Origin of the sequence: Herbaspirillum sp. RTI4 (assembly GCF_034313965.1) — a bacterium.
Classification (GTDB): Bacteria; Pseudomonadota; Gammaproteobacteria; order Burkholderiales; family Burkholderiaceae_D; genus Herbaspirillum.
This window is the reverse complement of record NZ_JAVIWQ010000002.1, coordinates 1,697,298-1,711,737: the sequence shown is the minus strand read 5'-3', so window position 1 is coordinate 1,711,737 and position 14,440 is coordinate 1,697,298. Positions and strand designations below refer to the sequence as shown.

Genomic DNA, 14,440 nt, shown 5'->3' with positions numbered 1-14,440 from the left:
CACGCACGACCCACACGCACGATCAATACAAGGACTTGCTGCCACCTCTTGCACATCACCCCTGGCACTGTTTGTTTTTTATGTCAGAACAGATCGCCAAAAAAACCGCGTACGCTCAGGCAAATAAGTTGTGTTTTCAATATATTTCGAGAAGATTCGGTTTTTCTTGATTGAAATTCTGTTTTTTTATTTGCAAATACCCATAACCAACACCATAATTGCGGTTGATCTTATTTTTTACAAAAAAAACAAACGATAGGATACAGGTTTATCTTGCTGTAGATAAGCCATCAATTTTTAAAGCAAATGTATGGAATAAATTAAACAATTAAGTCAAATATTTACACCGTCTGATTATATCAAATAATTAAATTATTTGTTATATTTGTTTTATTGGTGTATTCTAGACACAATCGCACAGGAGTTACCCCACCATGTCTTCATCCGATGTATGTACGACACAGGAAGCCGCCAACATACTTGGCGTCTCAGTTACAACCATTCAACAGCTCGTGGAAACCGGCGTCATAGAGGCGTGGAAAACCAAAGGCGGGCATCGTCGCATCCCGCTTACTGCCGTGCTGGCGTACAAATCTACTCCAGGCAGCACACCACAAGCGGCGGCGGCATTCAGTAAAACTGTCTCCATTCTGATCATTGAAGATAACAAGATGCAGCGGGAAATCTACGACAAAAAAATAACGTCCTGGAACCTGCCCATCGCCCTTACCTTCTGCGAAACCGGCTATCAGGCCCTGATCGAAATCGCCAGCCACAAGCCGGACATTCTGCTGGCCGACATCGTCATGGACGGCATCGACGGCTATGAAGTCGTGAGCACTATTCTCGGCTATCCGGAACTGGCGGACATGAGTATCGCCATTCTTTCCGGCTTGAGCGATGAAGAAATAGCGGCACGTGGCGGTGTGCCTGACGGCGTGGTTTTTTTCAGCAAGCCTGTCAATTTCGACGAATTGTATGGTTACCTGCGCGCCTGCTGCGCACAGAAATCACGCCGGCATGCTGCACACCACGCCTGACTAAACGGCGAAACGCGTCACCTGTGCCAGAGAGATTTCAATTGAACCACTTCCCTATCGAAAGTTGCTCCTTATGAAAGCTCGCTGGCTCAAGTTCAGCGCTGTCACCAGCAGAATCGATGTCCGTCTTCTGCTTGGATTGTTCGCAGCCGTACTGATCGCCATTGTCTGGCTACTGACTCTGCTGCAGCTCAATGAAATGCGCAAGACGCAAATAACGGATGCGCAACGTGACGTGCGCAGCCTGGCCCGCGTATTTCAAGAACACGCGGCGCGCACTCTCGAAGCAGCCGATCAGGCCTCGGTTTACCTGCGCTACCGCTACAACATCGCCGGTACCAAACTCAATATCAACCAGGACCTGAAAGAAGGACTGGGAAGCGATCACATCTACAATCTGTTTTCGATCGTTGACGAAAAAGGCGATGTCGTCCTTTCCAGCAAACCCTTCGTGCCAGTCAATCTGAGCGACCGCGAGCACATCCGTGTGCACATGATTACCAACAGCGACGCGCTCTACGTCAGCAAACCCCTACTCGGCCGCGTTTCCAACAAATGGTCGATACAGATGACCCGCCGCATCAACCATCCCGATGGCACATTCAAGGGTGTAGTAGTGGTCTCGATGGACCCGCAATATTTTACCCAGCTCTACTACGACATCGACGTCGGCCGCCTCGGCACCATCTCCATCGTCGGAGCGGACGGCATCATACGCGTGCGCCGCATGGGAACGAGCGACTCGATGGGGCAAAATGTAGCGGGTAGCCCGCTCCTCAACGCCATGCTGAGCAACGAACACGGCGCCATCAACACCATCAGTCAGGTCGATAACCGGCAACGCATTTACGCGTATGAAAAATTGCGCAACTACCCTCTGTACGTATCGGTTGGCATCGACCTGGAAGAGCGTCTCGCTCCTTACTATGTCGCGCGCAAAGAATCTCTGTTTCTGGCCGCGCTGATCTCAGCTACCATCCTCCTGTTCAGCCTCGGCATCATCGTCCTGGTAGGCAAACTGATAAAAAGCCGACTGCAAGCCGTGGCAGCCAACGACGCCAAATTCCGCTTCCTCGCCAACATGTCCCACGAATTTCGTACACCGCTCAATGGCATTCTGGGCTATTCTGAGACGCTCAGTGAGGATTTGACGGATGAGAAACAGGCAAAGTTTGCGAAAATCATTCACGATTGTGGAATGCGACTTCTGATATTAGTCGACGCCGTACTCGAAATGAGTGCATTGGAGACCGAAACTGCGACACTGTTCGGCACCGAAGAAAACCTCTCTGAAATCATCCGGATTGCTGTCCACCGGTACCAGAACAAGGCAAGCGTCAAAAACATCGCCCTCGATTTTGAGCTTGCTCCTGACGCACCGAAATTCATCGTATGCGATAACGAAAAACTGTCGCGCGTACTAGATAGCCTGCTCGACAATGCCGTTAAGTTCACTGAAAAGGGCCGCATACTGCTGAAAGTTGGACCTGTACCCGAAGGCATGTTGTTCCAGGTCATTGACAGCGGCGTCGGCGTAGCGCCCGAATTGCAAAAAAAGATTTTTGAAAAGTTTTCTCAAGCGGATGATTCACCCGCACGCGCCAAAGCCGGCGCAGGACTTGGCCTGAGTATTGCAGCGCGACTGATTGAAATGATGGGGGGGCATATCTTCCTGGAATCCAAGGCCGGCAATGGTTCCATTTTTTCTTTCACACTACCGCATGAATCTGGCAGGCAAAAAAAACACTAGCAGGACTTACGCAATAACGAGCGCAACAGATGCGCCTTACGAACAAAATTTTACTGCGGAGCCAGCCGGAATGAGCAACATGCAAGCGCCATATCAATACCGGCATATCGATCCCCTCGTCCTCTTTGACGTGGTGCAGGACATGGATGCTTTCCGCCACATCTCGGGCATCTACCTGGAAACAGCTCCCCCCATGCATGAGCGTCTGCAAAAAGCAGTGCTGGCAAACGACCGTGTGGCGATTGCCCATGCCGCGCATTCGCTGCGTGGATCGACATCGCTTATCGGCGCGAACCAACTCTCGCAACTACTGCGCGACATGGAACGGCTGGCCCGCGCTGAAGAGTCGGGACCAGACCCTGTGCCGGCGCAGGAAATGACGGAACTGTTTGACAAGGTCATGGAAGAAGTAAAAATCAGCATCATCCACTTTCAAGGAATCCTGAAAAGTAACTGTAAAACACTAAGCCAGAAATAACAGCAAGACGAACAGAGCACTCCCGTACAACCGAGCTAGTCTCAATCAGTCGCACCATATGCAAACTACAACAAAAAAAAGTGGTGTCACACGCACACCGCAATCAAGCAACTGGGCAAGTATCCTCTGGTCCGGCAGGCACGCACGACGCATCACCGTCACGCTCGGCATTTTCATCGTGACACTACTGGCGACGGCCGGCATCGCCTCCGGCTGGATTTTATATAACTCGACGCGCGATGGCTGGGCCGAGGATGTCGACAACTTATCGACCGTCCTTGCAGAGAACACAGCCCAGACAATGACTTCCGCCCAGGTCGTTTTGGAAAGCATCGTCGAACACGTTGAAGAAACCAACGCCTTTCGCACTTCTGAGCAATTACTGAAAGCCTACGACGACCCGTTCACCTTGCGCATGATGCAAGACAAGATCAGCGGTCTGCCACAACTCGCCTCGGCAGCCATAACCAATGCCGATGGTGAAGTCATTGTGCTGACGCACGGCCGTCGGGAAGGCGGCGTCAATGTCGGCGACCGGGATTATTTCATTCGCCAGCGAGACGATCCGCATGCCGGCATCTTCCTCAGCCAGGCAGTCCGTAACCGAAGCAACGGGAATTGGACCTTTTACCTGAGCAGCCGGCTCAATAACGCCCAAGGCAAGTTTATCGGCATCGCCATGTTGGGCATTCCCTGTTCTTTTTTCACCAACTTCTTCAAGAACATCAGCCTGGAAAAACACCTTGCGATCTCGCTCTACCAACAAAATTACACCCTGCTGGCGCGCTGGCCGCTGGCCGAAAATCTGATCGGCACGCAAGAAACTGAAGGGCCTCACCATCAAAATACAAGACCGGAAAAAGAGCCCGGCATCACCCTGTTGCGCGGGCAACGCGAAACCGCCCGCTTCCGCGATCAGGACCACTCCGGCACCATCCACCTTGTCAGGGGCTATCCGCTCATCATGAGCGTGAGTACCCGCAACCAGGTCATCATGGACGACTGGCTACGCACCATGAGTTTGCTAGGCCCGATTTCACTGGTCAGCCTGCTCGCGGTATCGATTGCCTTCGCACTCATACTCATCATCCTGAAACGACGCGAACAGGAAACCGAGGCCGCGCTGTCACTCAAGAAACAAGCCGATTCAGCCAATCAAGCCAAATCGCGTTTTCTGGCGATGATGAGCCACGAAATCCGCACCCCCATGAACGGCATCGTCGGCATGACCGAACTGATGCTGGAAACGCAGCTCGATACGGTGCAGAAAAACTATGCGGAAAATGTGCACAGCGGTACCAAAGCCCTGATGCACATCATTGATGACATTCTTGATTTTTCAAAAATAGAATCCGAGCGCATGGATCTGGAAAGCAGCCCCTTTGACCCGCTCAAAGAACTGGTCGCCGTCGTCGACTTGCACCGGGCCACTGCGCACAAAAAACATATTGAATTGAATGTGACGAGTAACGCCCTGCAAGGACAGTGCGTCTCCGGCGACTCCAACCGAATCCGGCAAGTGCTGGGAAACCTGATCAGCAACGCCATCAAATTCAGTCCCGCCGGCAAGATCAGCGTTGCCCTGCTGATTGAAGAAGATGCCGACGACCCATCCATCCTGAGCTTGTCCTATACCGTTACCGACAACGGCATAGGCATAGGCGAAGAAGCCATTACCCATTTGTTTGAGCCCTTCCATCAGGCCGACAACACCATTAGCCGCATGTACGGCGGCACCGGTCTGGGTCTGGCGATCTGCAAACGACTCGTCATGCTGATGCGCGGAAAAATCACTTGCCACAGCGAACCCGGTCTCGGTTCCAGCTTCACCTTCCAGCTTCCTTCCGCCCGCATCGTCAGCATCGCACCCGCCGCGCTGACCATATCCCCTCAGGCAGAAGAAAACCTCGCGACAACGACGACCCCGCCGCCGGTACCGATCAACACCGGTAACCGCCGCATTCTGGTTGCCGAGGACACCGAAATCAATCGGCAACTGGTACGTATCCTGCTGACCAAACACGGTTATCTGGTCGACGATGTGGAAAACGGCGCTCTGGCCCTAGAAGCCATTGCACGTCAACATTACGATCTGGTGCTGATGGACTGCATGATGCCCGTCATGGATGGCTATGAAGCCAGCAGACGCTTGCGCCTGCTGGAAGCAGCCAACGACAGCCCCCGGCTACCAGTGATTGCGCTAACGGCCAGCGCCATTGCCGGCGACCGCGAACGCTGCATTGCCGCCGGTATGGATGACTATCTCATCAAACCCTTCACCTCTGCTCAATTCATCGCCACAGTCCACCGCTGGGCCAATTCCCAACCCGCCTGAAGCGACGGCCCCGTCGCCCCTCCATCGCATGATTTATTTTCGTTAAATTCGCTTGCTGCGCCTCGTCCCAACGAGGGAGAGCAAACGAATGTCGCGAAAAATACGACATCACAAATAAATTTACTGAAGTTAATAAATAGTTAAGATCTGGGCTGGAATTTCGATACATTCAAGCAATTTTGAAGGGATAATATGCCGTTACCGGACCCACTGAAATAAGTTGCCCTATCCCAATCTTCACCTGACTGAGAAAACAATGGACGAATTTCAAAAAGAAATCGATGAGCGCACTAACCTGACCAGTAGCAATATGTTTGAAATGTTGTTATTTCGGCTAGGAGGCGTAACCGCCGACGACCCGGGTGAACTGTTTGGCATCAACGTCTTCAAGATCCGCGAAATCGTTCCCATGATTCCGGTCACCAAGGCCGCCGGCACCGAGCCACCCATTCTTGGCATGGTCAATATCCGGGGCCAGATCATTTCCGTGATCGACCTCTCGGCCATCGCCGGCTGCGTCACCAAAAACGGCCCGAACATCCTGCTCATCACCGAATATGCCCGCCGCACACAAGCGTTTGCAGTGGAATCGGTGGAAGAGATCGTCCGACTCGACTGGAGCAAAGTCATGTCAGCCGAATCCAATAACGGTGGCGACATCGTTACCAGTATTGCCCGCCTGGATTCCGACGCCGAATCTGGCGGCGGACGCCTGGTCCAGGTACTGGACGTGGAACAAATCCTGAACATGATCGCCCCGGTCGAAACCAGCATGACCGTCACCACTGAAAAAACAGCCAAGCCCGTCATCCGCCCCGGCTCCGTGGTGTTGGCAGCCGACGACTCCAAAGTCGCCCGCGCCCTGATTGAACAAGGCTTAACCGACCTCGGCATTCCATTCATCATGGGCAAAACCGGCAAGGAAACCTGGCTGCAACTGCTGCAACTGGCAGCGGAAGCGGAACGCGAAGGCAAGACCATAAAAGACAAGGTCGCCATGGTGCTGACCGATATCGAAATGCCGGAGATGGATGGCTTCACCCTGACTCGCAACATCAAGGGTGACGAACGCTTCAAGTCGCTGCCGGTGGTGATTCACTCCTCGCTATCGGGCTCGGCCAACGAAGACCATGTCAAGACCGCCGGCGCCAATGGCTATGTTGCCAAGTTTGCCGTCGACGAATTGGCGCTCGCCATTCAAAACGCACTCGCCTAACGATCACTGAGAGAAAGAGCCGCGGCTTTAATGTCGCTAGTGTCGCGCGCGATGCAAAGCCGGGCTTAGTGCAAGACTCATTGCAAGAATCATTGCAAGACTCAGTGCAAGACTCATTGCAAGAATCAGAGTCAGACCTAGCCAAGCACCGTACCCAACAGCATGGTGCTTGGCGAAATCCTGAATTTACGCCTTGCCATCGTATCAATCGTGGCAGCAGCATCGCATGCCCCATCAACTCACTCAGTATCGCGACGGCTATCAGCAAAAATGACCGAGGCACTTAACAGAGCCTCGGCCACATTCCCCCGGACATTCAGGAATTCAAGCAACTCCCCACAGCACACCCGACCTGCCGAGTCACCTCATTCGGTATTCATCCCGGTATTCATCCCATTAGCCAGTAAGGCCGCGTGTTTTTCGGCGCGCACAGTCAACGTACAAACCCCATCAAATTTCTCAAATGTAGTTACAGCACCACACTCACGCTGAAGTCGCTATGCAGGGAACCACAGCAGAGCAATTGCAAATCGATGTAAATATTCCTATGAAGAGCCCTGCATTCCATAAAAATTCACACGTAATCACGGAAAATGCTTTCCGCGACAAATAAAAAACCATGGAAATAAAATTAACATTAATGTGTTTTTATTGTTAATTTCATTTTTTTCTATATAATTCAACTTATCAGATCCGGATTTACACAATGACCCACCGCAACATGCTTTTAGGCATTATTTTTACCCATCACTCAATTATTTCTTGAGGAGCAGCATCATGAATTGGTTTTACAACTTAAAAATCGCCAGAAAACTGATCCTCACGTTCCTGGTCGTTGTTGCTTTCGCCGTCGGCGTCGGCATCTTTGCCCTTTCCGAGCTCAACAACGTCAACCGCGCAGCAACCGATATCAGCAGCAACTGGCTGCCGAGCATCCGCACCCTGTCGGATATCAAACTGTCCCTCTCGCGCATCCGCAGCGCAGAATTTCAGCACATTACTGCCAGCAAGCCAGAACAGATTCAAAGCATCGATGCCGATTTGCTCGGACTTAACGCCGCCTTGATCGAGCAGCAAAAACGCTACGCCATCGATATATCAGAACCCGAAGAAAAAGCGCTCTATCCTGAAATTGAAAAAGCGATAGAAAGCTTGCGCAAGACAGAAAAGCTCATTACCACCCTATCCCGGGAGGGAAAAAAAGCCGAAGCCAACGATATTCTGCGTGGCGAAGCGACTCCGCTTTACAGGAGCAACATGGCCAATATTGAAAAACTGGTCACGGTCAACAACAACGGCGCCACCGCATCCGCCAAACAGACGGAAAACATCTACCACAGCGCCCGAATCTGGATCATGGGAGCGCTGGCACTATGCGTCCTTGCCTCAATGACGCTGGCAATGTTCGTCGCTCGCACCGTATCGCACCCGCTCAATGAAGCCGTCCGCATCGCCAGTCAAGTCGCCAGCGGCGACCTGACCGCCGACATCCGCCCTCATGCCACGGATGAAACCGGTGAATTGATGATGTCGCTCAAACAAATGAACGACAGCCTGATGAAAATCGTCGGAGAAGTGCGCGTCGGCACCGACACCATCGCCACCGCCTCTGCTGAAATCGCCGCCGGCAATCTCGACCTGTCGTCCCGCACCGAAACCCAGGCCGGCTCGCTCGAAGAAACCGCCTCGGCCATGGAACAACTGACCTCCACCGTCAAGCAAAATGCCGACAACGCCCGTCAGGCCAATCAATTGTCGGATGCCGCATCAACGGTTGCCATACGCGCCGGCGACATGGTCGGCCAGGTCGTCACGACCATGGAAGAGATCAATAGCTCATCGAAAAAAATTGTCGACATCATCAGCGTCATCGACGGTATCGCCTTCCAGACCAACATCCTGGCACTCAACGCTGCGGTCGAAGCGGCCCGTGCCGGCGAACAAGGCCGCGGCTTTGCGGTAGTCGCCTCGGAAGTGCGTAACCTGGCACAACGCTCTGCCGCCGCCGCCAAGGAAATCAAGGAACTGATCGGCGACTCAGTCGACAAGGTCGACAACGGCAGCAAGCTGGTCGAACAAGCCGGCATCACCATGGATGAGGTCGTCAGCAGCGTCAAGCGCGTCACCGACATCATGGGCGAAATCAGCGCTGCCAGCCAGGAACAAAGCACCGGCATTGAAGAAGTCAATAGGGCCGTCACCCAGATGGATGAAGCGACCCAGCAAAATTCCGCGCTGGTGGAAGAAGCTGCTGCTGCTGCCCAGTCCATGCAGGAACAGGCCAGCCACCTGCTGCAAGCTGTCAGTATCTTCAAGCTCAACAATGGCAACCAGACCGGCGCCAGCCGGACCAGTGCGCCACAACGCAGCGTGAACATTAGCCCCCGGCCCGCCAAAGTGGCTGCCCACCCGGCTAAAACACAGATCAAGCACTCCGCCAACGACCCGAAAATGGCGAAAGCAACTGCTGACAATGAGGCCTGGGAACAGTTTTAACCAGGTATTGCCCCGCTTAACCCTCCACCTGATATTGAGAAAACCATGGATGCATTTCAAAAAGAAATCGATGAACGCACCAACCTCACCAGCAGCAACATGTTTGAGTTGTTGTTATTCCGTCTCGGTGGCGTAACGGCCGACGACCCGGGTGAACTGTTTGGCATCAACGTCTTTAAGATCCGCGAAATCGTTCCCATGATTCCGGTGACCAAAACCGCCGGCACCCAGTCGCCGATCATGGGCGTGGTCGATATCCGGGGGCAGGTCATTTCGGTGATCGACCTCTCTGCCATCGCCGGCTGCGTCAGCAAAAACGGCCCCAACATTCTGCTCATTACGGAATATGCGCGTCATACCCAGGCCTTTGCGGTTGAGTCGGTAGAAGAAATCGTCCGCCTCGACTGGAGCCAGGTACTGACGGCAGAATCGAGCGCCGGCAGCGAAATCGTCACCAGCATCGCCCGTCTCGATGCCAACGCCGACTCCGGCGGCGGCCGTCTGGTACAGGTCATGGACGTAGAGCAAATCCTCAACATGATTTCCCCCGTAGTTCATACGCTGAGCGAAGCCAGCAGCAAAAAACATCGCACCGAACTCAAACCCGGCGCAGTCGTGCTGGCCGCCGACGACTCCAAGGTGGCGCGCGCCCTGATCGAACAAGGTCTGACTGACCTCGGCATTCCCTACATCATGGGCAAAACCGGCAAAGAAACCTGGCTGCAACTGCTGCACATGCTGGCGGAAGCGGAGCGCGAGGGCGTACCGATTGAAGACAAGGTGGCGATGATACTGACCGATATCGAAATGCCGGAGATGGATGGCTTCACCCTGACCCGCAACATCAAGGGGGATCCGCGCCTCAAACACCTCCCGGTGGTAATCCACTCTTCGCTGTCCGGCTCGGCCAATGAAGACCATGTCAAAACCGCCGGGGCCAATGGCTATGTCGCCAAATTTGCCATCGATGAACTGGCCGCGACTATTCAAAAAGCCCTTGCATAAGAACGCTGCCGCATCTGGCAGCGACATTTACCCCTGCGCCGCGTGCATCACACGCCCCGCCAGCACAGAAAGAATCCTCATGACTGACACCACAAGCTCCCAAGCGGAGCAATACAAAGGCAAGGTGACCGCCGTCGGCAACTCCAAAGGGATCCGGTTTGAAGCCGCTTTTTTCAAGGCTCATCCGGAATTCAATGGCGAAGTCCGCGCAACGGTGCTGGCAAGCGGCCAGGTATTGCTATCCGCCGTCGCCGGCGTGCGGCTAGACGCCATCGACAACGATAACGATCCGGTCATGCTCAGCTTTCTGCAATTTATGGAAGAGCAAATGTTGCAGCATCCTGAGCTGATCGAAACAGCGGATAAAGCCCAGCTCTTGCACATCGCCAAACTGATCGACGGCGTATCTACCGGCAGCAGCGCCGACGCGCACAACTAAACGTACAACTAAACGCACAACTAAACGCACAACGAAGGAAAATCCATCATGCCACTCAACCAAACGACGGACGCCTGGCAGCTGTTTTATTTCAAGCTGTTTAAAGTTGCGCTGGACGACCTGGAGCAAGATGTTATTGATCTGGCGCTGCAATACCCGCAAGACTATAAATCGTATCCGCAGACCCAATTGCTGGCATCGGTCTACGAATCCATCACGCGAAAAATACCGGCCAACCCGAACGCCGAGGATTTGCAATTGAGCCAGGCCCCAGGCAATGCGGTCAGCAACTGGCGTCGCCTCAAACAAGACGCTCCTGACGGATACCGGCTTTTTTCACGTTTTTCGTCCCGAACCGTGCCGCTCATCGTCTACGCATGGTTCAACGACCTGAACCGGACCCGCAACGAGAAAGCAGAAGGAGATGTCTACGAAACTTTCAAGCGCATGCTCATGCGCGGCGAAGTGCCGACATCGATTCAGGGTCTGCTGGCAGAACACGAAAGTCTGTGAGTCAGACAGTCCTGGCCGGTCGCGCGGCGACTCACCGGTGCAGCTTATTTTTCACGGATGAGCGGCGTTTGCTGGCATTCATTTACCGACGTTCATTTGCGACATGGCTTGCCGCGGTTTGGCAGCGTTGGGCCTGATGTATGGGTTGGTATGGGTTGGTATGGGTTGGTATGGGTTGGTATGGGTTGGTATGGGTTGGTATGGGTTGGTATGGGTTGGCATAAATTGGCATGAGTTGCCATTGATAGGATTTGAATAGCCCTCGGGAACAAGGGAGCGCTCTTTACTTCCTTTTACTCGGAGCACGCTTCATTTGAAGGGATTCGGGTCGTTATAAAAATCATGCGATTGCGTTTCACCCATTCAAAACGATCGCCTCTGAAGGAGTTCATCATGTCAATAAGTGGAATTCAAAGTATCAATGCGGCGACTGTCAGCTATCCGTCAACAAATACGGCTAGCGCAGCGAATACCGCAAGCGCTGCCGCAAGTACCACCAGCACCACTGGCGCCACAAGTACCGACAGCACCAGCAGTGCTGCAAAATCCGGCAGCAAGCCGGCGGCTTCAGGGTCCTCTGCCAGCACATCGACCGCATCCACCACGACCACCTACGACGTCAAGGACACCAATAAGGACGGAACGGTATCGGCGACAGAACAGCTCATCTACGATCTTGCCCACCCGGCTGCCGCCGCAAGCGCCAAAACCCCGTCGACAACGGCAGCCAGCCAGTCAGGACAATCCGGTCAATCCAGCCTCGGGCAAAACGTGGATGTCACGGTTTAAGGCATAGCGGCAATCCACCGCCCCCCTGTTTTACGCGCAAAGAAAAACCTGAACCGGAGATCAACCCCGTTCAGGTTTTTTTAAATATATTCCGGCACAACCCCCTTCCGTATGGCATTCCTTGCCAACCACAACACCCCATCGATCGCTTCGCCCCGCTTCATCAGAGAAGCCACTGGCACCCCAGCTAACACTCACCTCAACGACGATACCGCGCCCCCGTTACCGGAGGGTTTTCCCCGGAAAGTGTGATGGCAAAGCGCACGGGATGGTAGGTGGCGGGCCTACCTGCCACCCCATGCAACACCGCCAACGCGCTTTCTGGGGATAACGCATCTCGCCAATGAAACATCAACAGGCCCCGGCAACAGCACAAAAAAGTTCATACATACTTATTCACAAGCAACAATTAATTGCAACAAAAGAATTAATTTAAAAGTAAATAATGCGAATTTAACTATTTATACAAATCAATAACTTTAATGTTGTTACTATTGCCCTCGGAATACTATTTTCCAAAAGAAACAGATGGAGCGTCCCTGCATGTCTCCTTCCGCCGTCGGCAAAAGCGGAACTTCAGATCTGCTGCTTTTCATCCGAAATGGACTTCTCTAGTGAAAAACCTCCGCATAGGGCAACGCCTTGCCCTGAGCTTCGCCCTGATTGTGATTTTTCTCGCGGCAATCTGCACACTGACTTATATTCAAATCAACAAACTCGACGATGAAATCAAACTGATCAGCAATGATCGCTATCCAAAGACGGTGCTAGCTCATGCAGTCAAAGATGCGTTGAATGAAACCGCCCGTCATTCGCTAAGAATCCTTCTGCTTAACGAACCGGCTGACATCAAAGCAGCCATCGCCGACATCTTACTCAACAGCAAAACCATCACCGAAGCGCTCGCCAAACTCGACCAAATGCTCACCAGCGAGCACGGCCGCCAGAATCTGGCTACCGTTACCGCTCAGCGCGCCGGCTTTATTGCCGCACGCGACAAATTTCTTGCGCAGATTGCCTTGAATGAACGCGACACAGCGCGGGTCATCCTGTTTGAAGAAGTCCGTCCGGCACAGCTTAAGTATCTGTCCGCGCTCGACCAATTGATCGCCTACCAGGACTCCCTGACAACCTCCGCCGGTGAAAAATCAGCTCAAGAGGCAGAAATAGCTCGCTATGAAATCCTGATACTGGCGCTGGCGGCGGTCTGCGCCAGCGTTCTCGTAGGGTGGCTTGCCAGCCGTAGCATCACCACGCCGCTGGCAGATGCAGTACGCATTGCCCGCAAAGTAGCCGACGGCGACCTCGACAACCACATCACGGTGAATTCGAAAGATGAAACCGGCCAATTGCTGTCGGCCCTGCGCGACATGAACGACGGTCTGGTCAAGATCGTGACCCGAGTCCGCACCGGTACCCGCGCCATCGATACCGCCTCCGCAGAAATCGCCAGCGGTAACCTGGATCTGTCCAGCCGCACCGAAGAACAGGCCAGCTCGCTGGAGGAAACCGCCTCTGCCATGGAAGAGCTCACCTCCACCGTCCGCCAGAATTCGGACAATGCCCGTCAGGCCAATCAGATGGCGGTCAGCGCTTCTCTGTTAGCCGTGGAAGGCGGCAATGTTGTCTCCAGCATCGTCGGCACCATGGTGGAGATCAATAGTTCCTCGCGCAAAATCGCCGACATCATCAGCGTCATCGATGGCATCGCCTTTCAAACCAATATTCTGGCGCTCAATGCCGCCGTCGAGGCAGCGCGTGCCGGCGAGCAGGGGCGCGGCTTTGCGGTGGTTGCCTCTGAAGTCCGTAGTCTGGCCCAGCGCTCTGCCGCGGCCGCCAAGGAAATCAAAGCACTGATCGACGACTCGGTGCATCAGGTCAGCGAGGGTACGACCTTGGTGGAACAAGCCGGCGTCACGATGTCCGAGGTAGTAACCAGTGTGAAGCGGGTGTCCGACATCGTGGCCGAAATCAGTGCCGCCAGTCAGGAACAAAGTACCGGAATTGAAGAAATTAACCGCGCCATCACGCAGATGGATGACGTGACGCAGCAAAATGCCGCACTGGTGGAACAAGCCGCCGCCGCTGCCGCCGCGCTGCAAAGTCAGGCCGGCGAACTGGCGCAGGTGGTCAGCGTCTTCAAGCTGGATGATTCAGCGCGCGGCTCCCACTCTGACCAGATCGTCAGGGCAAGTCTTTCTTCCTCAGCCAATGCGCGTGCGTTAACTCTCGGATAAATCTTTTTTCAGATCAGAGGCAGTCGCAGGGAAACGTCTCTGATCTGACTGCCTTTGACGGCTCATGCCAACCCCCTCCCCATGCGCGGCACGCGCACCTCGTTTCCCATCCTTCCATCTGCGACCGCACGACACACCGTGC

11 protein-coding genes are annotated in these 14,440 nt (G+C 53.8%); all 11 read left to right on the top strand.

Annotation, left to right across the window (positions count from 1 at the left end; genetic code table 11):
• The first annotated feature begins 434 nt into the window (after positions 1–434).
• The 11 genes from RGU70_RS07830 to RGU70_RS07780 all read left to right on the top strand — a co-directional run bounded on the left by RGU70_RS07830 (position 435) and on the right by RGU70_RS07780 (position 14,298).
• Positions 435–1,040 carry a response regulator gene (locus RGU70_RS07830; RefSeq protein WP_322208833.1) on the top strand — a complete coding sequence of 202 codons (606 nt, stop codon included), beginning with the start codon at positions 435–437 and terminating at the stop codon, positions 1,038–1,040.
• Between the two features lie 73 nt (positions 1,041–1,113).
• The gene (locus tag RGU70_RS07825) at positions 1,114–2,790 is read left to right on the top strand and encodes an ATP-binding protein (RefSeq protein WP_322208832.1); all 1,677 of its coding nucleotides are present in this window, start codon (positions 1,114–1,116) and stop codon (positions 2,788–2,790) included.
• A gap of 70 nt (positions 2,791–2,860) precedes the next feature.
• On the top strand, positions 2,861–3,268 hold the full coding sequence (locus RGU70_RS07820; protein WP_322208831.1) for an Hpt domain-containing protein: 408 nt from the start codon (positions 2,861–2,863) through the stop codon (positions 3,266–3,268).
• A 58-nt stretch (positions 3,269–3,326) separates the two neighbouring features.
• Entirely contained in the window at positions 3,327–5,603 is a 2,277-nt protein-coding gene (locus RGU70_RS07815; RefSeq protein WP_322208830.1) for a hybrid sensor histidine kinase/response regulator, read from the top strand.
• 256 nt (positions 5,604–5,859) lie between these two features.
• Positions 5,860–6,819, top strand: a complete 960-nt coding sequence (locus RGU70_RS07810) for a chemotaxis protein (RefSeq protein WP_322208829.1) — start codon at positions 5,860–5,862, stop codon at positions 6,817–6,819.
• A 777-nt stretch (positions 6,820–7,596) separates the two neighbouring features.
• Positions 7,597–9,315 carry a methyl-accepting chemotaxis protein gene (locus RGU70_RS07805; protein WP_322208828.1) on the top strand — a complete coding sequence of 573 codons (1,719 nt, stop codon included), beginning with the start codon at positions 7,597–7,599 and terminating at the stop codon, positions 9,313–9,315.
• A 45-nt stretch (positions 9,316–9,360) separates the two neighbouring features.
• Entirely contained in the window at positions 9,361–10,320 is a 960-nt protein-coding gene (locus RGU70_RS07800; protein WP_322208827.1) for a chemotaxis protein, read from the top strand.
• Between the two features lie 79 nt (positions 10,321–10,399).
• The gene (locus RGU70_RS07795) at positions 10,400–10,759 is read left to right on the top strand and encodes a hypothetical protein (RefSeq protein ID WP_322208826.1); all 360 of its coding nucleotides are present in this window, start codon (positions 10,400–10,402) and stop codon (positions 10,757–10,759) included.
• Positions 10,760–10,807: 48 nt separating this feature from the next.
• Complete coding sequence (locus tag RGU70_RS07790; RefSeq protein WP_322208825.1) at positions 10,808–11,272, top strand: type II toxin-antitoxin system YhaV family toxin; 465 nt, start codon at positions 10,808–10,810, stop codon at positions 11,270–11,272.
• A 393-nt stretch (positions 11,273–11,665) separates the two neighbouring features.
• Positions 11,666–12,061 carry a hypothetical protein gene (locus tag RGU70_RS07785; protein WP_322208824.1) on the top strand — a complete coding sequence of 132 codons (396 nt, stop codon included), beginning with the start codon at positions 11,666–11,668 and terminating at the stop codon, positions 12,059–12,061.
• A 614-nt stretch (positions 12,062–12,675) separates the two neighbouring features.
• Positions 12,676–14,298, top strand: coding sequence for a methyl-accepting chemotaxis protein (locus tag RGU70_RS07780; RefSeq protein ID WP_322208823.1), 1,623 nt, complete (start codon positions 12,676–12,678; stop codon positions 14,296–14,298).
• The last annotated feature ends 142 nt before the right edge of the window (positions 14,299–14,440 follow it).

Bases quoted from the DNA above. Each gene is read 5' to 3' on its own strand.
- RGU70_RS07795 (WP_322208826.1), top strand. From the start codon at position 10,400: ATGACTGACACCACAAGCTCCCAAGCGGAGCAATACAAAGGCAAGGTG.
- RGU70_RS07785 (WP_322208824.1), top strand. From the start codon at position 11,666: ATGTCAATAAGTGGAATTCAAAGTATCAATGCGGCGACTGTCAGCTAT.
- RGU70_RS07830 (WP_322208833.1), top strand. From the start codon at position 435: ATGTCTTCATCCGATGTATGTACGACACAGGAAGCCGCCAACATACTT.
- RGU70_RS07825 (WP_322208832.1), top strand. From the start codon at position 1,114: ATGAAAGCTCGCTGGCTCAAGTTCAGCGCTGTCACCAGCAGAATCGAT.
- RGU70_RS07800 (WP_322208827.1), top strand. From the start codon at position 9,361: ATGGATGCATTTCAAAAAGAAATCGATGAACGCACCAACCTCACCAGC.
- RGU70_RS07820 (WP_322208831.1), top strand. From the start codon at position 2,861: ATGAGCAACATGCAAGCGCCATATCAATACCGGCATATCGATCCCCTC.
- RGU70_RS07810 (WP_322208829.1), top strand. From the start codon at position 5,860: ATGGACGAATTTCAAAAAGAAATCGATGAGCGCACTAACCTGACCAGT.
- RGU70_RS07790 (WP_322208825.1), top strand. From the start codon at position 10,808: ATGCCACTCAACCAAACGACGGACGCCTGGCAGCTGTTTTATTTCAAG.
- RGU70_RS07805 (WP_322208828.1), top strand. From the start codon at position 7,597: ATGAATTGGTTTTACAACTTAAAAATCGCCAGAAAACTGATCCTCACG.
- RGU70_RS07815 (WP_322208830.1), top strand. From the start codon at position 3,327: ATGCAAACTACAACAAAAAAAAGTGGTGTCACACGCACACCGCAATCA.